The organism is Parabacteroides hominis, assembly GCF_014287585.1.
Taxonomy (GTDB): Bacteria; Bacteroidota; Bacteroidia; order Bacteroidales; family Tannerellaceae; genus Parabacteroides; species Parabacteroides hominis.
Map to the genome: position 1 here is coordinate 86,131 of NZ_JACOOJ010000014.1, position 22,619 is coordinate 108,749.

Here is a 22,619-nt window from a genome sequence, read left to right on the forward strand (position 1 = left end):
ATTTTATGTTATACTTGTTTGATACGGTCGTCGAACAGGAACGAATCTTGTTTCAGGTAGGCCCATGCGGCAGCTATCAGGGCAATGGCCATATTGAAGATGAAAGCGAACTGCTGTGTCTCGATATGGAGCATATCCTTGAATATGTTTATAATGAAAGGGCAAAGAAGGATGGCCAGATAGTTCATGGCCATAACGAATGCCAGTGCAAGCGTCACTTTTTCAGGAATAGCCGTGCGGGTTGTTTTGTCGTAAGCTATCGGTTGTATGACACCGTAGCCTAACCCGGCAAAGATACAACCCAGCCCGATCAGCCATTCGGTGCGGGAAACGAGTATAAGCGCCATTCCGGCAGCGATCGAGACCATACAGGCAAACTTGGTCTTTTTGCCGAAGAAGGAGACGATTTGATTCAGTATAAATCCCGGCGCCATGATAGCCAGGAAAAACAGCGAGATCATAATACCCGAATTACCGCTGGTAAAATGATATTCCTTCATCAGGAAAGGAAGATTGAAGCTGATGATGATCACTAAGTAAGTAGCCAGCCCGTAGAACGACATGATCTGCATCAGGTGGGGGATCTGTATGCCGAACTTCCCGAAACTGCTATCGGCAGGCCCTTCCGCTTTCCGGTTAGTTGTGTTTATGCCTGTGCCGGGATACGGCGAAATATTCTTTTTCAGATAGAACGAGAGAACGATCGAGACCAGAGGAAACAGGTAAACGACAAACGGCAAATGCCAGTTCACCTCTGCCAGATATCCCGTCAGAACGGTTGCCAGCACTAACGTTATATTCGTAATGGCGGAACTAAGCCCGAACTGCTTCGTACGGTATGCTCCCGTAAAAAAGCGGGAAATCAAACCGGTGGAAAGCGGCACGATCAATCCGGAACCGATCCCCAACAATGCGCTGACTGCTATCAGTTGCCACATCTTTGTGGAAAGCAGGTACAGGATGCCGCTCAACGAGAAGATCACCAGCCCCACTTGCAGCAGAAGGATATTATTAATCTTCTCGGTCAGCTTTCCCGACAATATGATAAAAGGAATAATCAGCAACGACGGTAGCGACGAAAGCATCTGTATGTCCAGTTCCGTGGAATGCGGAAAGATCGCAGAAAGTTTCCCTAAGATAGGGGAGACAGCCAGGCCGGGCAACGCATTCAGTGCCGATATCGACCATATACCTATTAATGTGATAAGGGGAATCGTCCCCTGTCCGGTCTGTATTCGCATAATCGTTTCGTTAAATCATTATTTATTGTATTGAAACAATCCCGGATAACGAATGTTCATTATTTTAATAAACCCCAAATATCGTATGTTTAACCAAAAACGCAGAACAATTGCGGATAGTAGCTGTTTTTGCCATACACTCGGCCGAAAGAAGCCGATAACGCCATTAATAATTAAAAACAAAAAAGACATGGAAGATTCTAATTTCAGAAAAGGTGATGCCAAGACAGCAATCTTCGGCTCGGAAAAAATGTTACAAGCCTCTCCTGTAGACAAAATCCCTGATGGTCCTACCACCCCGGAAATCGCGTATCAAATGGTTAAAGACGAAACGTATGCACAGACACAGCCGCGCCTGAACCTGGCAACATTCGTAACTACCTACATGGATGACTATGCGACCAAATTGATGAACGAGGCGATCAACATCAATTACATCGATGAAACGGAATATCCGCGTATCGCCGTTATGAACGCCAAATGTATCAACATCGTAGCCAATTTGTGGAATACCCCCGAACAGGCAAAATGGAAAGCCGGAGCATTGGCTATCGGTTCGTCCGAAGCATGTATGTTAGGTGGTGTTGCAGCCTGGCTGCGCTGGCGTAAGAAAAGATTGGCCGCCGGTAAGCCTGTAGACAAACCGAACTTCGTTATCTCTACCGGATTCCAGGTCGTATGGGAAAAATTCGCCCAACTTTGGCAGATCGAAATGCGCCAGGTTCCTCTGACACTTGAAAAGACGACGCTCGATCCCGAAGAAGCATTGAAGATGTGTGATGAAAATACGATCTGTATCGTGCCGATCCAAGGGGTTACATGGACAGGTCTGAATGATGATGTAGAGGCTTTGGATAAAGCTCTCGATGCCTACAATGCGAAGACCGGATACGATATTCCTATTCACGTGGATGCTGCTTCCGGCGGCTTTATCCTTCCGTTCCTGAAACCGGAATTGAAATGGGACTTCCGTTTGAAATGGGTTCTTTCCATCAGCACATCCGGACATAAGTTCGGTCTGGTTTATCCGGGCTTGGGCTGGGTTGTCTGGAAAGACAAATCGTATCTGCCTGATTCGATGTCGTTCAGTGTAAACTATTTAGGGGCCAATATTACACAGGTCGGTTTGAACTTCTCCCGTCCTGCCGCTCAGATCCTCGGACAGTACTACCAGTTCATCCGTCTCGGATTCGAAGGATATAAAGCTGTCCAGGAAAACAGCATGGCAGTAACCCAATACTTGCATGACCAGATCGGCAAGATGGCTCCGTTCGTAAACTACAGTAACGAAGTCGTGAACCCGTTGTTCATCTGGTATCTGAAACCGGATTATGCAAAGAAGGCGAAATGGACACTGTACGACCTGCAGGATAAACTGAAACAAAACGGTTGGATGGTTCCGGCCTATACATTGCCTAATAATCTTGAAAACTATGTGGTGATGCGTATCGTAGCCCGCCAGGGATTCAGCCGCGACATGGCAGACATGTTGCTGAACGATATCACTGCCGCTATTGCAGAACTTGAAAAACTCGAATATCCGACTCCTACCCGTATCGCGCAGGATAAGAATCAGGAAGTGAAAGGTTCTGTATTTACTCATACGGGTGTGCCTCACAAGAAGTAATCCTGTTGACTATATATATCCAAGAGCGAGGAAGTTGCAGCCCTGTTGCGACTGCCTCCTCTTTCACTATCAATCTTTAATTACAGTTGTTTATGAATAAAACAATTTCCGTTTCACAAATAAAGGATGCTGCTCAGGAAGCCTACGCGCAATTCAAGGATAATACGGGTGGAAAGAATGCCGATTATATTCCTTACCTGGCTAATATCGACAAGAACCTGTTCGGTATCAGTATCTGCCTGTTAGACGGCAGAATCATTACGTTGGGTGATTCTTCCTACCGTTTCGGGATCGAGTCCGTTTCGAAAGTGCACACGGCTATCCTGGCATTGCGCCAATACGGGGCCGAAAAAGTACTGAAGATGATCGGGGCCGATGCAACCGGCCTTCCGTTCAACTCCATCATGGCGATCTTGCTGGAAAACGACCATCCTTCCACTCCGTTGGTAAACGCCGGGGCGATCACAGCTTGCAGCATGGTGCAACCGGTCGGCGATTCCGACAAGAAGTGGGAAGCGATCGTTTCGAACATCACCGACCTTTGCGGGAGTGCCCCGCAGCTGATCGACGAACTGTATAAGTCCGAGACAGCAACCAATTTCAACAACCGTTCCATCGCCTGGTTGCTAAAGAACTACAACCGTATCTACGACGATCCGGATATGTCGCTCGACCTATACACCCGCCAGTGCTCACTGGGTATCACAGCCGAACAGCTTTCCATCGCCGCAGCAACTGTTGCCAACGACGGCGTGAACCCGGTTACCAAGAAGCCTGTCTTCGACGCTTCCTTGTCTCCTAAGATCACCTCTTTAGTGGCTACAGTCGGTTTCTATGAACGTACGGGAGACTGGTTGTACACCTCCGGTATTCCTGCCAAAACGGGTGTAGGCGGCGGCGTGATGGGGATCATGCCGGGACATTTCGGTATCTCGGCCTTCGCTCCTCCTTTGGACAGTTCCGGCAATTCCGTAAAAGCTCAATTGGCAATAAAATACATAATGAATAAACTGGGCATCTCCATCTTTGGCAGTACCCGGTTTACAATCACCGATTAAAACGGTTTATTCTTTTAGTTGACGAGTCTCCACGCCCCTGTGTAAACAGGGTGACGGGAGGCTCGTTTTTTGTGTCTATCCGATGCAACGGAATGGAGAGATCGTGCATCAATTTTTTAGAGGATGTTTTGTGAATTATTACATTTTGTAATTGCATTATCCGTATATTTGTTGCAATCAGTAATTAATCAAAATACAGGTTTACAGAAAGGAATGATTGCCTGCCGGAAATGTTTGCCACGTACATGCGAACCTTGTGTTAACTTATGTTCGTCTTCTTGCCAAAAGAATATATTAATTTAGGATGTTAACTTTTAAAACAAATCAGAGAATATGAAAACAAGAGAAACAAGAGAAACAAGAAAAAATAATCAATGGCTATTGCCTTTTGATAATCCTAAATTTGTATTCCTTTATCATGTCGGATGTGTTTCAGAAAAACAAGAGGGGGAAAATGGAAGAGCCGTGGTGTAAAAAGAGTAATTTCTCTAATAAAGCGAACCTTATGTAAACAAATTTGTTTACCTTTGTGAAAAGGATAAAATTATGGATAGCCGTATTGATATAATAAAAGGTATTCATCCCGGAAAATTTATTGAAAGGGAATTGAAAAAAGGAAATTTGACTCAGCGTTCTCTGGCAGAGGCAACAGGTATTCCATATCAAACTATTAATGCAATTATTGCAGGCAGACGAAACTTAACAACGGAGCAAGCCATAAAAATAGATTCTGTATTGAACTTGGAAGAGGGTTTTTTCTCTATACTTCAAGTTTATTATGACATAAAACAGTATAGAGAGAAAGAATTAGCTAATCTGTATACTGGTAGTCCACGTATTCGTCGAATACTTTTTTGGGACACGGATTTCGACAAAATCAACTGGGGTAAGTATAAAGATGCTGTTATCAAGCGGGTATTAGAGAGAGGTAATGAAGAAGAAATCAATGAAATTCAAAATTTTTATAATCTTTCGACAGGTCAACTAAAACTATATAAGCCGAGGAAAATACGTCAATATAGATTAAACCAAAAAACGAATGACTAAGAAAAACGCTAATAAACTGCATTATGAAACGGTTAGTCCTCTATTGAGGAAGATTCTCAATGATATAATGGGGAATTCTATTTTTGAGCCGTTCTATTTGGTTGGTGGTACTTCTTTGAGCTTGCGGTTAGGACATAGGAAGTCGGTAGATATTGATTTGTTTACCAATGTCCCTTATGGAAGCTTGGATTTTACTGTATATGAAAACTTTTTTCGGAATAACTATCAATACTACTATTGTGCAGATAAAACAGACCTTGTCGGGTTTGGGCGTTCGTATTATATTGGAAATTTGGAAGACGATAGCATAAAAGTAGATTTGTTTTATCACGATGAGATTATAGACCCATGCGATATAGTTGATGGTATACGAATGGCAAGTCTTCCCGATGTTACAGCGATGAAAATAGATGTTATTTCCCGAATTGGTCGTAAAAAGGATTTTTGGGATTTACACGAACTGCTGAATACTTATACTATTTCTCAAATGATATCCTTTCATAAACAGCGGTATGAATACACGCATGACAAAAAGGAAATAATTTCCAATCTTACTGATTTTTCTTCTGCTGATAAGGAGCTTGACCCTATCTGTCTGAAAGAGAAAGAGTGGGAATTAATAAAGTTGGACTTTGTGGAACTGATGAAACTAAAATCTTAATGGGATGGGGTATTTGTATGGAGTAATTCATGGTGATTGCCAAAATCAGACACTAATCATGTATTAAGAGATAAAACTATCGTAAAACAAAAAAATGACAATAACCCCTTTTTTGCCCTTTTTCTATTTCATCTCAAATTCCGGTTCATTTTGATCTTACATTTTATCCGGTCAGACGGTTTTTGTTTGACAACAGAAAGTATGTGGTAGGCAGCTTGTCCGGTTATCGCTTCTGTTTTGTCAGTCTGAGTAGGAAAAACAGGGAAATGTGATAAAGTCCAACTCCCGGAGAATCGAATATTTGCAGACGAGGTCGGGGCGCTTATCATTTATGGAGAAATTTTTTTTCTGGCCTCTCACTGTGAGCTGCGCAGAATTTTGCCATGACGACCGTCTTCGTTGCCGTGGGTTGCCGGGTTCATGGGTAATGACGACCGTCTTCACGGCGATGAAGTCCCTTGCCATAGTGATGACGACCGTCCTCATGGCGATAAACCTGCAAATAAATGGAAAAAGTGCGTTTTACCTTCAAAAAGAAGAATATCTGAATTCTTTTATCGCCAAATCTACCAATTGTTAAATAACTTGTTTTTTACAATAAGTGATCTTGAATTTATTTGTTTATTTGAGTAGGGTCGGCCGGTTTGGCATCAACTGCTTGTCCGGCGGGGGCAGGATGCGTTTTATTATAATAATCTTCTTTTTTCTTGTTTGCTGCCTGCACCAGGCTTGTGACGTAGACGGTGAAGATCGGGAACATCATCATGCCGAGAGCGGCTAACAGGACCGACAAGATGCGGCCTGTAGGCGTGACCGCGATGATGTTCGAGCCGACGGTCGTCACGTCCATGAAAGCCCACCAGAGGGCGTCGCTGTAATCCCTGACTTCGGGGTTCACTTTATGTTCGAGCACGAAAAATATCAGGCTGGAGAAATAGACCATCGCCAACAACATCGTCAGGTAGGAGACGAAGAGCCCGGAAGCCCGGTTGGAGGTCAACCAGCCTACGACGATCGCCAGTGCCCATCCGCTGCGTACAAGCGGGATGAAACGCAGGAAATAGGTCACCTCGGCCGAGAAAGTGAAACCATAGTAATCTATAATATTAAGATAAGGAATCGAAACCAGCAGGAAGATAAAGTGAGTCTGCAAATAGTGTAATTTATGTTTTGATAAGAAGAACTCCAACACGAAATCGGCGATGAAGAACATGCAGATCCAGAACTGCGTCTTCAGATACGACGTTTGCGTGATAAACGGAATGTTGTTGAACGTGTCGATCGAAATATCAACAATAAGAAAAAGCGAGAGTAGCAATATCATCACATGAAGCACTCCGTAAATGCCCCGCTTTTCATAAAAAAAGTCGTTGAATGCAGTTCTCATTATCTTTAAATATTTAGTATTTATTTGGTAAATGTTGATTTATGGGTGAGCAAACAGACAAGGCAGCGTCTTGTGCCGCAGGTTCTCTTTTGCCGTCTGCTTCAGCAGACGGATAGATGATTGTTCCGGCTTTGCCGGTTCCTCTGTGGGTTTTAACCCCTTTAAATACAATAGATGAAAGGGACTGAAGTCCACAGAGGAAGAGGCTTTGCCTCTAAATCTTTTAAACCGTCTGCTGAATCAGACGGCAAAAGAGAGCCTTCAGTCACGAGACAAACTTCGTTTGTTAGCTCGCTGATAAATCATCATTTATATTTTATCCGATGAAACAACAAAATGACACCTTTTGTTTTTAACACTTGTCTGTTAATTAACCAAGTTTTACATACAGTTGACAAACTAACACAAAAAGGAGTTGTTATACTGTCAATACGAGCGAAACTAAACAAAACAAAATTCACATTTTAATAGTAAAATTCATGGCAAATATTGGAAAAGCAGTAAAACTTGGAGTATTTACTCTTGCGATTATGAATGTTACGGCAGTCGTGTCACTACGCGGACTGCCGGCCGAGGCTGTGTATGGACTGAGTTCAGCCTTTTATTATCTGTTTGCAGCAATCGTGTTCTTAATTCCTACCTCGTTGGTGGCAGCCGAGTTGGCCGCCATGTTCCAGGATAAACAGGGTGGGGTGTTCCGATGGGTAGGAGAGGCCTATGGCAAGAAATGGGGCTTCTTAGCTATCTGGGTGCAATGGATCGAAAGTACGATCTGGTATCCGACCGTTTTGACTTTCGGGGCCGTTTCCATCGCGTTTATCGGGATGAACGATGCGCACGACATGACGCTGGCTTCAAACAAAATGTACACGCTGGTTGTGGTATTGATTATTTACTGGCTTGCGACGTTTATCTCTTTGAAGGGTTTGAGCTGGGTCGGTAAGGTGGCTAAAGTAGGTGGTATCGTCGGGACGATCATCCCTGCCGGTTTGCTGATTATCTTGGCTGTTGTGTATCTGGCTTCCGGCGGTCATTCCAATATGGATTTCCACGGAAATTTCTTCCCCGACTTTACGAAGTTCGACAACCTGGTGCTTGCATCCAGTATCTTCCTCTTTTATGCCGGTATGGAAATGGGCGGTATTCACGTGAAAGATGTGCAGAACCCTTCCGTCAACTATCCGAAGGCAGTGTTTATCGGTGCGTTGATTACCGTTTTGATCTTCGTGTTGGGAACATTCGCATTGGGTATCATTATCCCGCAGAAGGATATTAACCTGACACAGAGTTTGCTGGTCGGTTTCGACAACTATTTCAAGTTTATCCATGCTTCCTGGCTGTCGCCCGTTATCGCCGTTGCGTTGGCTTTCGGTGTGCTGGCTGGTGTATTGACATGGGTTGCCGGTCCGTCAAAAGGTATCTTTGCCGTTGGTAAAGCCGGTTATCTGCCTCCGTTCTTCCAGAAAACAAACAAGTTGGGCGTACAGAAAAATATCCTGCTGATCCAGGGCTTGGCTGTTACATTCCTGAGCTTGCTGTTCGTGGTCATGCCTTCCGTGCAGAGTTTCTATCAGATTTTGTCGCAGTTGACGGTTATCCTTTACCTGATTATGTACATGCTGATGTTCTCCGGTGCGATCGCATTGCGTTACCGGATGAAGAAAGCCGGTCGTCCGTTCCGTATCGGTAAGAGTGGCAACGGGCTGATGTGGTTTATCGGCGGTCTTGGTTTCTGCGGTTCATTGCTCGCTTTCATCCTGAGCTTTATCCCGCCGAGCCAGATTTCTACAGGTAACAATACCGTTTGGTTTGCCGTGCTGATTATCGGCGCTATCGTGGTGGTAGCCGCTCCGTTCATCATCTATGCTGCCAAGAAACCGTCTTGGGTGGATCCGAATACAGAGTTCGAACCGTTCCATTGGGAAGTCGACAAACAGGTACAAGGAACCGGCAGCAGCAATACGGCAGGCGCATCCTCCTCCGGAACGTCCCCTAAGGCGTAAATCCGTGCGCGATGGGTTTGCCTCTGGCAAGTGATATGCTTTATTGGCAATAGAATGAAACAAAAGGATGTATCAAAACTCCCCCGTTCCCGCGCCAAGCACGGGGACAAGGGGCTTTGGATGCATCCTCTTGTTATTTAAAGACTAAGAAACTGTTTTGATTTTTTACAAACAGCCTTATTTATTATTTTATTGTTGTTTTCGCCTATGCTTTGAGCGTCTTTTCAGTCATATCCGTCCCTCCTCTTCGTCAGATAGCCCGCTATCTTCCTCATCAGAGTGACGGATCTGCCTCAAAAAGCCATCTCAAATCATGGGGCGAAAAAATCAAAACAGTTTCTAATACTTCGTGAGGTTTTACCAACCTGTGTTCTGTACCAGATTCTCGTTCATGTCTATTTCTTCCTGCGGGATCGGCCAGAGCTTATATTTCTCTTCAGTCGCTTTGGTGGAAAGGACTTTTCCCACAACGTCTACCTGTGCCTGGTTGTCTGTCATAGAGATCAGCAAGCCCCAACGTTTCAAGTCATTGTAACGGATGCCTTCGGCTGCGAATTCGATAGCCCTTTCGTGTTTGATCCGTTCGAATACCTGTTCTTTACCCGTTGCCTGCAAGTATGACGGTCCGGAGTTCAGGAGCGCGATGCCAGCTCTTTGGCGTACCTGGTTGATCAACTCGACAGCCTTTGGCTGGTTGCCGTTTTCGTTATAGCATTCGGCAAGCATCAGCAATACGTCTGCGTAGCGGATCAGCGGGAAATTAGTCGGCGAATGGAAACGGTCCGTGATCAATCCGTCCATGTCATATTCGGGGACAAATTTGCGATACAGATAGGTGTTATGCCCGAAAGCATTACGTACGTATCCGTTGGTCTCGTTTGACGGGTTCGATGGAGCGATAATCATTTCACAATCTTTGGCGGCATTGTTTACCCACCCTTTATACTTGTTGGCTGTGTAAGGCAGGATAATAGTCGATTCCATGCGCGGATCGCGTTCTGCATACATCTTTTGCAAAGTTGCGACACTTTCCGGATATTCGGCTACGTATTTGCCGTCCGCATCAAACGTGCTGTAGAATACATTCTCCTTCACCGTGTTGTCTGTCGAGAAGCCGGGGAAAAGCTCGTCCCAGTCGAACGGCCGTCCATCCTTGTATTCATACATATCCACCAGTTCGACCGATGGAACCAGGCAGTTGATACAACCTCCATAAGAAGCCCGGTTGGCAATATAATGGACCGGCATGCCGTAAGCAGTACTTGCCCCGCCCAGGTTCTGGACGGCAAAGATCATTTCCGTGCTTTCGTCTCCACCCGGTTTGAACAGTCCGGCATAGTCCGGATAAAGGGCATAGCCGTAACCACCGTTGCAGACTTCTTCAAAGGCCGTTGCTGCATCCTGGTATTGTTTGTTATAGAGCAGGACTTTTCCTTTCAGGGCGTATGCCGTACCCCTGGTGACACGTCCTTTATCGGCATCGTCCCATGCCTTGGGAAGAGTGGAGCAGGCATATTCCAGATCGGCCAGAATGAAGTTGCGCACTTCTTCTTCCGTATTCCGGGTTTTGTACATATTATCGTATTCTTTATCTACCTCGGTTGTTTCGTCGTAGATGGGTACGCCCCCGTAGAGGTTCAACAATTCGTTGTAGAAAAAGGCACGCATGAAACGGGCTTCGGCGGTATACTGGTTGATCAGGCTTTCGTCCATATCTACGCGTTTTATATTTGTGATCAGGGTGTTCGAACGTGCGATCCCGTCGTACATGCGTTTCCAGATGTCTTTGAACAAACCGGTAGTCGAATTGCTTTGTCCCTGGGCTACTTCGATAAAGCCATAAACGCCCCAGTTCAACCCGATACCGATATCTGCCAAACAATCGCGAGTATAATATATGCCGAAAGCATCATCTTTTTTGAGGGAACTGTAGATCCCCATCATGCCCTCTTTCGCATCAGCTTCGTCCTGCCAGAAAGAACCGCTCGATACTTTATCGGCAGGATATTGATCCATGTCGTAGCATCCTGTTAATAGAAGGAGGCTCGATAGAGCTGTTAAGCCTATATGTTTAATTGATTTTTTCATGATCCTGATATTTAAAATTCTATATTAACACCAATAACTGCCTGTCTCATGGTCGGGTAGGTCAACTGATCCAGTTCGGGATCGATGCCTTTGTAGCTTGTGAACGTAAAGAAGTTTTCCAAGCTCCCGTAGATACGCAATTTCTGTAATTGAATCTTGCTCAGCAAATGCTTCGGGATACTGTATCCTAACTGGATGTTCCGTATCTTCAGATAATTTTTATTCTGTATCCACAGCGTGTTTGCCTGGTTGTTGATGGCGTTCTGGTAGGTCAAACGCGGATATTTGGCGTTTGTCATGCCTTCCGCCCAGCTATTTTCGGCGATCTCTTTCGTGATCTGGTAGCCTCTCTGTACGCTTGTGCTGAAGTATTTCTCATTCAGATACCCTTTTGCACCGGCTACGCCCTGCATGAAGATCGAGAAGTCGATTCCTTTGTAAGCGGCAGACAATGTCAGGCCGAATGTATGTTTCGGGATCGTGCTGCCTACAACTTTGCGGTCTTTGTTCGGGTCGATGATACCGTCTCCATCCTGGTCTTTGAACAAGATATCCCCTTTGCCCGGAGTCGCTCCCAGTTTGCTGAATGCGTCCGGATTCTTGGCGATCATGTTGTTGACGATTGCCAAGTCTTCGTCTGTCTGGATGATACGGTCTGCTTCGTACATGTACATCGAACCGATGGCTTCGCCTTCTTTGGTCATATAGATTCCGTCCAAACTATAATCTTTGCCCTTGAATTTGTCCACATTATTCGTGACATACATATAGTTTCCGTTGATGCTGTAGCTGAAATCGTTGATCTGGTCTCTCCAACCTAAAGACAGTTCGATACCCTTATTGGTAACCTGTGCTGCATTGGAGGTCGGAGTCGAGGCTGCACCGTGCACCAATGGAGACGGCAGTTGGATCAAGATTCCTTCTGTCTGCTTGTTGAACCAGTCGAATGTTCCGTACAAACGGTTGTTCAGAACACCGAAATCGAAACCGATATCGGTTACTTTGGTCTTTTCCCAAGTCAGGTTGGCATTTGCCAGTGCGGTAATGGACCAACCGGTGTTGACCGCGTTATTCAGGATGTAATTAGCTGCTCCATAGCTGGAAATAGCAGAATAGTTGCCAACCGAGTTATTACCCAATGCACCGTAAGAAGCACGAATCTTCAGATTGTCGAGCCATTCGGCATCTTCCATGAAAGCTTCCTGGTCGATACGCCATGCCAGTGATCCGGAAGGGAAGTAACCCCAGCGGTGGTCGGACAGGAAACGGGAGGAACCGTCGGAACGAAGGTTGAACTCGGCCAGATATTTATTTTCCCAGTCCAGGTTGATACGTCCGAAGTAGGAACGCATCACCCATTGGGTACGGTTACCGTTTGCACTGATTTCACCGTTTGCGGCATCTAATACGCTTCCATTGGGAACAGTCAGGTCCTTGCGGCTGACGGTGTGCCATTCATACTGGTATTGTTCCTGGCTTGCGCCCGCCATTACTTGTAATCCCAGGCGGTCATCCAGAAAACGATGGTTGTAGTTGGCTACGACGTCCATGTAGTTGCGTTCGCGGTCATATTGCTTTTGAGTGATATAACTTTGTCCTTCGCCGTAAAACATGATCTGGTTCGTTCCGAAATTCCATATATCGTTGAAAACAGGCATTGTCTTCACGCTTTGTCCGGTATATTCATACGAGTAAGATCCTGTAACCGATAAATCCTTGATCGGTTGCAAAGTGATGAAAAAGCGGGATTTAACATTGCGGGTGATGTTGCTTCCTGTCGTGGAGTTCAGAGCCAACCGGATATTGTTTCCGGATTCGGACACGTCGTCTTCCGGGTTCTGGATACCTCCGTAACGTCCGTCATGCTTCAGGATCATGGCGGGAGAAGTCGCCCAGCCCCAGGTGAATGCTCCGACAGAGGCTTGTTCGCCTGCTTCGGTAGCAGTTTGTCCGGCATTTCCCGGATCGGCTTTACCAACAAAACCGCTGGCATTGATACCCATCTTCAACCAGGAGGTCAGCTGGGCGGTAATGTTCGTGCGGGCATTGTATTTGCGGTAACCGGCATTTTCCAATACTCCCGGATTATCGAAATAACCGAAAGCGCCGTAAAACTGGATTTTGTCCGTACCTCCGCTCATGGACAGGTTATGCTGGGTTCCTACGCCGTTCTGGAAAGCCGCGTCGATCCAGTTCGTGTTCGGATATTTCAGCGGGTTTTGCCCGTTGTCGCTTCTCCATTCGGAAATAGCCGTGGAACTGTACGGGGTAGCCATGTCGCTGTTTACATATCCACTATTGATATATTCCATATAGTCCGCATAGTTGCTTACAGGGTCTAATACTCCCGGACGGATGCTCTGGAAAGATACATATCCGTTGTAAGAAACTGACAGTTTACCCGATTTACCGGATTTAGTCGTGATCAGGATTACGCCATTGGCGGCACGAGAACCGTAAATAGCGGCTGAAGAGGCATCTTTCAGTACCGAAATATTTTCGATATCCTGCACGTTCAGGCTGCTCATTTCGCCTTCCATACCGTCGATTATCACCAGCGGGGCGGCATTATTGAGAGTACCCTGCCCGCGAATCAGGATGCTGGCATTGTCATCGCCCGGACGGTTGTTGGATGATGTTACTTGCAGACCGGCTGCGACACCGGCCAAGGCGTTTGTCACGTTCGTGATCGGGCGGCTTTCAGCCAGTTCATTCATATCGACCGAAGCCACCGAACCCGACAGATTGACCTTTTTCTGTGTCCCGAAACCGACCACTACCACTTCTTCCAAAGCCTGGGTATCTTCTTTCAACTGGACATTGAGAGTCGACTCGTTGCCTAATTTGATACGGCGGGTAGCATATCCGATGTAAGAGATCTGGATGGTTTCGCCCGGAGAGGCAGACAGTGAGAAATGGCCGGATCCGTCGGTGATCGTTCCGTTGCTCGTGCCTTCTACGGATACGTTCACGCCGATCAGCGGTTCACCGTATTCGTCGGTGATCGTCCCGGTGATTCTCTTGACCGACTGCATGACGACGGGGCTTTCTGTTTTCTCCCCTTTCATCAGCATGATGCTGTTTCCCTGCATGGCATAGACAATATCGGTGTTCTTGAATATGTTTTGCAGGATGTCTGCAACGGATTGATTGGTTGCATGTACGGAAACCTTACGGGTAAGGTCTACTTCGTTCTTATTAAATATAAACAGGTAATCCGTTTGCTGTTCGATTTGATTGATCAGCACCTGGATATTTATGTTTTCGCTGTTGATGGAAACTTTGGCAACTTGCGAGCTGGCTTCCGTAGCGAATAGCCCCGTTATGAAAATGAAGAGAGATGCAAAGGTTATTTTCATAATGCGCAATATATGTTTGTTAGTCATTTTTAATGGGATATAGAAATCCCTGTATAAATTATTTTTCATACATTTATAGCCTTGTATTAGTTAATACTTAAGATAATTAAAATCCTGTCTGGTATTGACTTAGCCGGAGTGTGTCGGTAGCGCGTTCCGGCTTTTTTATGTATTCTTTCCTTTCTCCATAGGCAGCATAGATTTAAGATGTTAATAACTCTTGTTTATTTTATTATGATTGTACTCTCCTTGTCGTCTTTTTTCTCGTATTTGAATTTTGTCCTGAGCTGTAAGGTCTTCAGGACATGTTCCACCCCGTCGCTGGTTCGGAATTTGCCGCTGTAGCGCTGGTTGAGGATTCGGGTGTTTTCAATGATGATGTTGACATCGAAATAGAGTTGCAGCTTCTTGAACAGGTCACTGATCGTGTTGTCGTCAAAGCAAATCAGCCCTTCTTTCCACAGGAAATAATTGTACTGGGTGATCGGGGAGGTTTTAAGCTGCCCGTGTTCCATGTAGGCCTTTTTGTTGGGTTCCAGGAGGAGATTGTCCCGGTGGTTGGCCGATTCGATCTGTACCGAACCTTTCAGCAACGCGGTCTCGAAGACGGGATTTCCTTTATAGGCATGGACATTGAACTCCGTACCTAAAACCTTTATGTCGTACTGCTCGGTCTTGACGATGAACGGTCTGTTTTTGTTGTGGGTCACGTTGAAATAGCCTTCGCCATCCAGCGTGACGCTGCGGTTATCGCCCTCGAAATGGCTGGGGAAAGTCAGGGTCGTTTTAGCATTCAGCCAGACTTTCGTGCTATCCGACAGTGTCAGTTCGGCACGCTGTCCGGCAGGAACATAAATCGTTTGCATGATAGCTTCCTGCCGGACAGGTTCCGGCTCCGGTCTGTTATATATGGACACAACTGAAAAAGCAATGGCGAATATGGCGGCTATTTTCAGTAGTTCCCGCCCGATCGACCATAATGTCCGGCGTTTCCGTACCTCAGAAATTATTTCTGAGGCAACAGGAGCCGGCTCCTGTTGCCAGATCGTTATGTTATAGAGTTTGCGTAAGGCGAGATATTCTTCCATATTCTCCTTATCGGCGTCTACCCATCGGGTAACGGCCTCCTTTTCTTCGGGGCTTGCGTCGCCAATAATATATTTATGTAATATCTCCTTATCCATAATTTTCTCTCCAGGAGGCAGATTTTTCCGCCCTCTTATTAATAAAACGATTCGGAAACGAACATCCCTAACCGGAAAACGAAGATTATTCAATTAAAAGTAAAAAAGATAAAACGGGCAGATAATCTTTCAGCCTCAGGCGTAACGGCTTGAGCGCTTTTGTGATATGATATTCCACGCCTTTTACCGAGATACCTAACTGTGCTGCAATCTCTTTATTCGATCTGTTCTGGAAACGGCTCATGATGAATATATGGCGTGTCTGTTCGGGCAGGGTCGCCAGCGTGTCTGCGATAATCTTTTTCACTTCCTCGGAGAATATTTCTTCAGGATCGCATGCCTGCAAGGTGGAGATACGGATTTCCAGTTCGCGCTGGCTCATGTTGCTCATCGAATGGATGGCTTCTGCCTTGATGGCCTCGTGTTTCAGATGGTCGAGCGATTTGTTTTTGAGGATTGTAAGCAGCAAGGCATCGGTATAGTCCGTTTCTTTTTCTTTCAGGCTTTCCCATAGCTTGATCAGCGCGTCGGATACAATGTCTTCGGCTACGGATTCATCATGTACAAACGATTTCGTAAACAGGAAGGCTTTCCTGTAGTACCGTGTGTATAAAGTATTAAAGCTATGTATTTCCCTATGAGACATTTATTTATATTTGTATTCCATACGCTTCTGGTAGCAAATATAAATAAAAATATGAGATTGGCGCGAGAAGTGAGATGAAAAGCGGCCCCGCTCTGGTTAAAATTGAATAGAGGTGTGTTGTTGGCGATAAGTTGAGAAGGGATAAGATGGGCGGGGGCGCTTTCATATGCCTTTTGAGTAGTAAAGTTCGGCGTATTAGCCGGTGGCAAGCGGAGGGATAGAGCTTGCCACGGCTGTTACACCTAACATAACCAAAACATAAAATAAAACTTACACTACAGAATCATATTTTCCATATTTCCTTCAACGGGAAGCCATTCACTGGTACTAACATTTTCGAGAGTGATGTCTTTACCGTTGAAAAGGAGGTCGTATATATATCTTTTCCCTTTTTCCCACTTCGTATCGGCGGGAACTTTATATTTGAATGTCGTTTCATTGATGGTGAAGAGCACTTCCACATCTCCGTCTGTCCTGATATGCGATGTCGGGATCACCATCAGTTGCTGCGGCTCGTCCGGTATCTTTTTCAGCATACGCGGAGAGTTCAGCTTCAGACGGGTGGAGGCATTCGTCCCGGCACATCCGCCGATGTTTCCGGTTTTAATATTCATCCTGCCTCTGAAGCAGAGGGCTGTTCCGCCGGCTTTATTCCCGATCTGGATGGCGTGGAGCAGGAAACAGCCTTCCGTTTCCGGTGTCAGGCGCAACTGGAAGCTCAGGAGCGAAAGCGTATGATTCATATTGAGCAGCGCGACCGGGGAAATCCGGTTGACCGCCCGTTGTCCGCTGGCCTGTATACCGTACATGTAATCTTTCGTCAGGGAAGCATCCGGCGATATGCGTACCGGAATATTCTCCGGGTCGAAGTTTACTTGCGATTGATACGGATAATAGGCATAAACGCTGACCGGTTCCTCACGCAGATAGACTGTGGGTGACTGGCTCCAGTTCAGTTTGTTGTTAACCAAATAGGCTTCAGCCCGTACGTTTTTGTAATCCGGATTGCTATCGTAGATATTGCCGGTGTTTTCCGAGACAACATGCAACCCGATAACCGACCCTTTTGTAAATTCTTGCATAAAATTGGGTGACTTTGTTGTCAGCACCTTTGTTATTATTCTTAAAGGTTGCTCTTTTATGCCTAAATTTTCAATAAGTCCCGGATCGTAGTCGTTTGTACAGCTAAAAATACTAACCGTCATCATCATAAATAGTAGTAATTTATCCATTCTTTGTGTTATTTTTGTGAAATGATTACAGGTGCAAAGATCAGTCAGTTTGGGGAGGTAGAGAGTGCATTCGGTATAAAACCACGATGAAATCGTATAAAACCGCAGGGTGCAAATTGTCTACAGGCGTCAAATTGTCTACTAATGCTTCATATCAACTATTTAATGCTTCAATTTGTTTACTTAATACGAGGGATATATTATGTTGGACAAAATTCAGTTTTTATTAAGCTTACAAATCATAGGGTTCTGTATTTTCGGGGGAATCACCCTGTTGCTTCGGGCCGGTGATAACCGGGCGAAAAAGATTCTGGGATGGGGCATGTTTTTGTGGGCTTTCCTGGCAGTCATCAGATTGTCTGTGAACCTTTATCTGCATGAACCCAAAGAGGCTTTCCATCCGGATATCCTGATCATGGGCGCTTTGGTGACGGCAACGCTCGCCTGTTATGTGATCGAGGTTTTACGGCCTGGCTATCTTACCTGCAAACGATCTTTTCTATTTATCAGTCCTGTTATTTTCGGGGGCTTGGCTTATCTGACCTACCGTTTGTCCGGAGGTGAAATTCATACCTATTATTCGGTACGTGAGGTGTTTGAATTTTTTAATATGGATGTTTTGCTCCGTATGACGGTCTTTTTGCTGACCTTATTCTATATGGTTTTGCCTGTTTATCTGATAGCACGGTACAGTAAAGATTTCAAGGTTTTCTTGGCAGAGAATGTTTCCGATCCGGAAGAATATGATTTGGAATGGTTAAAGAAAACCATGATAATACTAATTGTCATGTATGGCTTTTATCTTGTTTTATTGCTAACCGATACGCCTTTAATGTATGTGATCGACAAAACGGTACTGCTGTTTGCCTGGTATTATTTCTTCTATAAGGCGCTATTCCTGAAGGTCGTTGTCCTGGAACATTCCTTTAAGGACGGATGGGATTTGCCGTATCAGGAGCAGGATGCGGGTGACGATGACGATGAACACAAGATTCTCGGTAAACGCTATGCTGAGGAAGTAAATGCATGGTTTGAAAGAGAAAAACCGTATCTTCGCGAAGATTTACGCCTGACGGATTTGCAACGGGTCTTTCCTATCAGCCGTTCTTATCTTTCCCAACTGTTTAACCGGGAGCTGGGACAATCGTTTTCCGATTATGTCAACCAGTTCCGGATCGAGGAGAGCAAACGTCTGATGGAGGCCGAGCCCAATGCCAGTATACAGGAGATTGCCGAACGTTCCGGATTCCATTCGATTAGTACGTTCCGGCGGGCTTTCCAGAAGTGTACGGGTACGATTCCGTCGGAGTATAAGAATAGCAAGTAAACAAATAACGATCTTTATTCTGCCATGAGCACTGTTCAAACTACTACTGCCAGATCGCATATTGTCTGGCTGGATGTTCTTCGTCTTGTCGCAATCCTGATGGTGATTGCCATTCATTGCACCGACCCGTTTAACGCTTCGCCTGAGTCGCGTGCCGATCCTGAATTTAATTTCTGGGGTTCTGTTTACGGCTCCATGCTGCGTGCCAGTGTGCCGCTTTTTGTGATGATGACCGGATTCCTTTTGTTGCCTGTCAGGCAGGAGGCTTCCGCCTTTTATAAGAAACGCATTCCGCGTGTGTTATTTCCATTCCTGATCTGGTCTGTCTTGTTCGATCTGGCGCCCTGGTTTATCCAGTGGGTGGGAGGCAGTCCGGAACTGGTGACAGACTTTTTCCCTTGGGAGCCGGACCCTTCGGCCTCGTTTGTGGAGGCGTTGAAGACGATTGCTTTGATTCCTGTCACGTTTACGGTCTATGCGACACCGATGTGGTATATCTATGTGCTGATCGGGCTTTATCTGTATATGCCGGTCTTCTCCGCCTGGGTGGAAAAGGCGTCGGACAAGGCGAAGCGCGTGTTTCTGACCCTTTGGTTCGTTTCGCTGTTTATCCCTTATCTGACGGAGTTTGTTTCGCGTTACCAGTTCGGAACTTGCTCTTGGAATTCGTTCGGGTTGTTTTACTATTTTGCCGGTTTCAACGGATATTTGCTGTTAGGGCATTATTTAGGGAAAGGTACAGGCTGGTCGCTCGGCAAGACCTTGTCGGTGACGGTTCCGCTGTTCCTGGCAGGCTATTTTATTACATTAGCCGGTTTTCGCTATATGACATCCGATCCGAACGTGAGCGAGGAGGGGATGGAGCTGTTCTTTACCTATTGTTCGCCTAACGCGTTGTTGATGACGGCTGCCGTTTTCCTGTTGGTGCAGAAGGTGCGGATTACCTCGCCTGCCATTTGCCGTGCCCTTGCCAATCTGACCAAATGCGGTTTCGGCTTGTATTGCGTGCATTATTTCTTTGTCGGCCCGTCCTATATGTTCGCGCAGTGGATCGGGACGCCCGTCCCGGCACTGGTCCCTGTCTCGACCGTTCTGACTTTTACCTGCGCCTGGTCGTTCACTTATCTGGTGAGCAAGTTGCCGCATGCGAAGTATATCATCGGGTAAGGCTGCTTGGCAAGAAACGGGCATTTATGCAAATGATGTTAAATAGACACGCTAAAATGAATAACGTATTCATTTTAGCTCTACTTTTGTGTTGTAAAACATAATTCTGCGGTAAAGATGCAGATTTGTTTAGTATAAGTCGTTTTAAACAAGAAGAGAGAAGCTATGAAGAAGGTTTTTAGGAAATGCCTCAGATGCCTTGAAATATTAGGCGAATATGGAATGCAGAAATATGGTGTGAAATAATAAGAGGTAAATGTGTGTCTGGTAAGGAATGTCAATATTGGCATTCCTTTTTTATTGGGTTCTTATTATTCGTTCAAAACAATGTATCTTCAGCCGATTCTAATTCAAGTAGTTTCTTTTTCGCAACAAGTCCGCCCCCGTAGCCTGTAAGTGAGTGGTCGCTGCCAATCACACGGTGGCAAGGCGCAATTATAGAAATGGCATTTGCCCCGTTAGCATTGGCTACGGCACGAACGGCTTTAGGCATGTCCAGTAGGGTCGCCAGTTTTCCGTAGGATATGGTAGTGCCATACGGGATTTCCAATAGTTTATGCCAAACTTTTTTTTGAAAGTCCGTACCCACAAAAAGCAGAGGAATATCGAACACCTTGCGCTTACCATCAAAATATTCGTCTAACTGTTTACTGGTTTCCTCGATAATATCCGATGTTTTTTCTTCGTAATTGGCATGTAAGACTTTCCGTAACCTTATATCTACTATATCCCTGTGTTTTTCAACAGCCCAGTCGCACAGACAGAGCTTGCCCTCAAACGAACCGAGCATCAAATCTCCGCATGGAGAATGATAACGCTGTATCTGAATAATGTTTGAAGGTCTACGATTCATGACTGCTTTAATCTTTTCTTCTTTTTCCATTTGGAGTTTTTTATTTTGTAATAATAGTGTATTTCATAAGTTGAAATACTGGTTCGAATCTTGAGGGGCTTCTTTCCGTGAGCACATTGTATAGCATCTTATGGGATTGACAACTGTTATTTTATAATCTATAAAATCATTCATTCGTCCCTGTTTTTGTGCTATACGATGTTCTAAAAGATTTCTCCATTTCGTTACACTTTCTTCATCTTTCCACTCGGACTTGCTAAGTATTTTGTTTTCTACTGCAAGACTTGAAAAACGCTCTGCACAAATAAAGCCTTCTGCTTTTGACAATTCTTCTTTTAGAGCGGCTGCCGTTTTCAGGTAATTTTCCATCTTTCCGGCTTTTAATGTAACCTCGAATAAAACAATTATATTTTCCATTTTATTATTTGTTATGATCAGCATCTTCCCAAAACCGGGCGGCAATGCTCGATGCTTTTGAAGCATTTCTATCTGTGATATGTTTAACTAATTTCTCATGCAGGGGTTGTGAATCCAAGAAATGTTTGGTGTCATCATAAATGTGGCTGTAACCTTTCTGCAGATGAACGGAAGCTGACCTGTATAATTCAAACAGGATTTCATTATGAGTTGCTTTGGCAACAGCTACATGGAAATGAATGTCCGCTTCAATGCACTCTTTCAGCAGGCCGTCTTTGGCGGAAGTCTTTCGTTCCATGGCATATCTCTGTATCTCTTTTAAATCTTGTTCAGTACGACGTAGTGCAGCTCTTTCGGCGATAGCTGCTTCTAAAATCTTGCGCACATCGTACAAGTCCCGGATGTCAGCCCGTTTCAAACGCTGTTCAAAAGGTTCACTCGTCGGCATCTGACTTTCAACAAACGTGCCTCGCCCTTGTTGGACACTCAGATATCCTCTATTTAATAACATCTTAATAGCTTCGCGAATGGTAGAGCGGCCAACACCGAAAATTTTCATAAGTTCGGGTTCGATGGGAAGTTTATCGCCTTCTTTCAGTTTCCCTTCCGTGATTTCCTTTTGAAGTTGTTCTGCCACTTCTTCTGCTAAAGACTTTTTTTGAATAATAGAATTTGTCTTCATATTAGTCATATCATCTGATGAATTGTGCAAAAGTAGATATTTATTGTTTATCGAACAAATTAAAGGAAATTCTTTTTCTGAAAAACATGCTTGAGAGGTTCAGTCCTTAAAACAACGAAGCCCCGAAGATGTCGATCACCTCCGGGGCTTGTTTTCTGTATGCTTTCGTCCTTCACAGGGCTACAGGCTACATTGAACTTTAAATTTCAATATACTTTAGTATTATTAATATTAAATCTGACCGCTTGTTCGCCTGTCGCAGGGTAATTGCCGTTTTCGCGGCACACGGCCAAACACTTTAGAATTATTTGATTATAAAATATCTTCCTTTTGCCGGGGGATCAATCCCCCGGCAAGGGGAATTTGTGTGTTTCTTTTATTTTACAATTGCTTTGACAGCTTCTTCGCCTTCGACAGCTACTACGACTACACCCTGGGGAGCAGCGATTACAGCGTTGTCAGAAGTAAGAACCGTGTTGGCTACTACCTGGCCTAAGATGTTGCTGATAACAACCTTCTTGCCGGCAGCGTTAGCGATCGTTACCTGGCCTTCGCCTGCGATAACGGCTACTTCAGCTGTTGCGATTGTTTCGTTGTCAGTAGCAACTACATCGTCTGCAGAGACTTCAAGAACGTTTAC

20 protein-coding genes are annotated in these 22,619 nt (G+C 45.1%); 9 read left to right on the top strand and 11 right to left on the bottom strand.

Features of this window, described 5'->3' with window-relative positions:
• Positions 1–8: 8 nt before the first annotated feature.
• Positions 9–1,241 carry an MFS transporter gene (locus H8S65_RS09745; protein WP_186929802.1) on the bottom strand — a complete coding sequence of 411 codons (1,233 nt, stop codon included), beginning with the start codon at positions 1,239–1,241 and terminating at the stop codon, positions 9–11.
• A gap of 190 nt (positions 1,242–1,431) precedes the next feature.
• On the opposite strand from H8S65_RS09745, the gene gad reads away from it, so the two are divergent.
• The 6 genes from gad (at position 1,432) to H8S65_RS09775 (ending at position 6,214) form a co-directional block, all read left to right on the top strand.
• A complete protein-coding gene (gene gad, locus H8S65_RS09750; RefSeq protein ID WP_186929803.1) occupies positions 1,432–2,868 on the top strand; it encodes a glutamate decarboxylase in 1,437 nt (478 codons plus the stop codon).
• Positions 2,869–2,960: 92 nt separating this feature from the next.
• Entirely contained in the window at positions 2,961–3,926 is a 966-nt protein-coding gene (gene glsA, locus H8S65_RS09755; RefSeq protein ID WP_186929804.1) for a glutaminase A, read from the top strand.
• Between the two features lie 333 nt (positions 3,927–4,259).
• Positions 4,260–4,400, top strand: coding sequence for a hypothetical protein (locus H8S65_RS09760; protein ID WP_186929805.1), 141 nt, complete (start codon positions 4,260–4,262; stop codon positions 4,398–4,400).
• Between the two features lie 72 nt (positions 4,401–4,472).
• Entirely contained in the window at positions 4,473–4,973 is a 501-nt protein-coding gene (locus H8S65_RS09765; protein WP_186929806.1) for a HigA family addiction module antitoxin, read from the top strand.
• Positions 4,966–5,634 carry a nucleotidyl transferase AbiEii/AbiGii toxin family protein gene (locus H8S65_RS09770; RefSeq protein WP_186929807.1) on the top strand — a complete coding sequence of 223 codons (669 nt, stop codon included), beginning with the start codon at positions 4,966–4,968 and terminating at the stop codon, positions 5,632–5,634. Before H8S65_RS09765 ends, H8S65_RS09770 begins: the two co-directional genes overlap by 8 nt.
• A 331-nt stretch (positions 5,635–5,965) precedes the next feature.
• On the top strand, positions 5,966–6,214 hold the full coding sequence (locus tag H8S65_RS09775; protein ID WP_186929808.1) for a hypothetical protein: 249 nt from the start codon (positions 5,966–5,968) through the stop codon (positions 6,212–6,214).
• Between the two features lie 33 nt (positions 6,215–6,247).
• On the opposite strand, the gene H8S65_RS09780 is transcribed toward H8S65_RS09775, so the two are convergent.
• Positions 6,248–7,021, bottom strand: a complete 774-nt coding sequence (locus tag H8S65_RS09780) for a potassium channel family protein (RefSeq protein ID WP_186929809.1) — start codon at positions 7,019–7,021, stop codon at positions 6,248–6,250.
• Between the two features lie 479 nt (positions 7,022–7,500).
• Here H8S65_RS09780 and gadC point away from each other — a divergent pair, with 479 nt between their 5' ends.
• The gene (gadC, locus tag H8S65_RS09785; RefSeq protein WP_186929810.1) at positions 7,501–9,024 is read left to right on the top strand and encodes a glutamine/gamma-aminobutyrate antiporter GadC; all 1,524 of its coding nucleotides are present in this window, start codon (positions 7,501–7,503) and stop codon (positions 9,022–9,024) included.
• A 357-nt stretch (positions 9,025–9,381) separates the two neighbouring features.
• On the opposite strand, the gene H8S65_RS09790 is transcribed toward gadC, so the two are convergent.
• From H8S65_RS09790 to H8S65_RS09810, 5 genes are all read right to left on the bottom strand, one after another.
• Positions 9,382–11,112, bottom strand: coding sequence for a RagB/SusD family nutrient uptake outer membrane protein (locus H8S65_RS09790; protein WP_186929811.1), 1,731 nt, complete (start codon positions 11,110–11,112; stop codon positions 9,382–9,384).
• An 11-nt stretch (positions 11,113–11,123) separates the two neighbouring features.
• Positions 11,124–14,471 carry a TonB-dependent receptor gene (locus tag H8S65_RS09795; RefSeq protein WP_255489150.1) on the bottom strand — a complete coding sequence of 1,116 codons (3,348 nt, stop codon included), beginning with the start codon at positions 14,469–14,471 and terminating at the stop codon, positions 11,124–11,126.
• 224 nt (positions 14,472–14,695) lie between these two features.
• Complete coding sequence (locus H8S65_RS09800) at positions 14,696–15,655, bottom strand: FecR family protein (protein WP_186929813.1); 960 nt, start codon at positions 15,653–15,655, stop codon at positions 14,696–14,698.
• Between the two features lie 85 nt (positions 15,656–15,740).
• Positions 15,741–16,301, bottom strand: coding sequence for an RNA polymerase sigma-70 factor (locus tag H8S65_RS09805; RefSeq protein WP_186929814.1), 561 nt, complete (start codon positions 16,299–16,301; stop codon positions 15,741–15,743).
• Positions 16,302–16,576: 275 nt separating this feature from the next.
• A complete protein-coding gene (locus tag H8S65_RS09810; protein ID WP_186929815.1) occupies positions 16,577–17,533 on the bottom strand; it encodes a fimbrillin family protein in 957 nt (318 codons plus the stop codon).
• Between the two features lie 202 nt (positions 17,534–17,735).
• Between H8S65_RS09810 and H8S65_RS09815 the strand changes: the two genes are divergently transcribed.
• Both H8S65_RS09815 and H8S65_RS09820 read left to right on the top strand, forming a co-directional pair.
• Positions 17,736–18,860, top strand: coding sequence for a helix-turn-helix domain-containing protein (locus tag H8S65_RS09815; RefSeq protein ID WP_186929816.1), 1,125 nt, complete (start codon positions 17,736–17,738; stop codon positions 18,858–18,860).
• 24 nt (positions 18,861–18,884) lie between these two features.
• On the top strand, positions 18,885–20,027 hold the full coding sequence (locus H8S65_RS09820; protein ID WP_186929817.1) for an acyltransferase: 1,143 nt from the start codon (positions 18,885–18,887) through the stop codon (positions 20,025–20,027).
• Between the two features lie 319 nt (positions 20,028–20,346).
• Here H8S65_RS09820 and H8S65_RS09825 read toward each other — a convergent pair whose 3' ends face one another.
• The 4 genes from H8S65_RS09825 to H8S65_RS09840 form a co-directional block, all read right to left on the bottom strand.
• Positions 20,347–20,910: a methylated-DNA--[protein]-cysteine S-methyltransferase gene (locus H8S65_RS09825; protein WP_255489152.1), complete on the bottom strand. Its 564-nt coding sequence runs from the start codon at positions 20,908–20,910 to the stop codon at positions 20,347–20,349.
• A gap of 33 nt (positions 20,911–20,943) precedes the next feature.
• Positions 20,944–21,297 carry an antibiotic biosynthesis monooxygenase family protein gene (locus H8S65_RS09830; protein WP_186929818.1) on the bottom strand — a complete coding sequence of 118 codons (354 nt, stop codon included), beginning with the start codon at positions 21,295–21,297 and terminating at the stop codon, positions 20,944–20,946.
• 4 nt (positions 21,298–21,301) lie between these two features.
• Positions 21,302–21,979, bottom strand: a complete 678-nt coding sequence (locus H8S65_RS09835; RefSeq protein ID WP_186929819.1) for a FadR/GntR family transcriptional regulator — start codon at positions 21,977–21,979, stop codon at positions 21,302–21,304.
• A 376-nt stretch (positions 21,980–22,355) separates the two neighbouring features.
• Positions 22,356–22,619: DUF6383 domain-containing protein (locus H8S65_RS09840; protein WP_222616267.1), on the bottom strand; the 264-nt coding region annotated here is incomplete at its 5' end.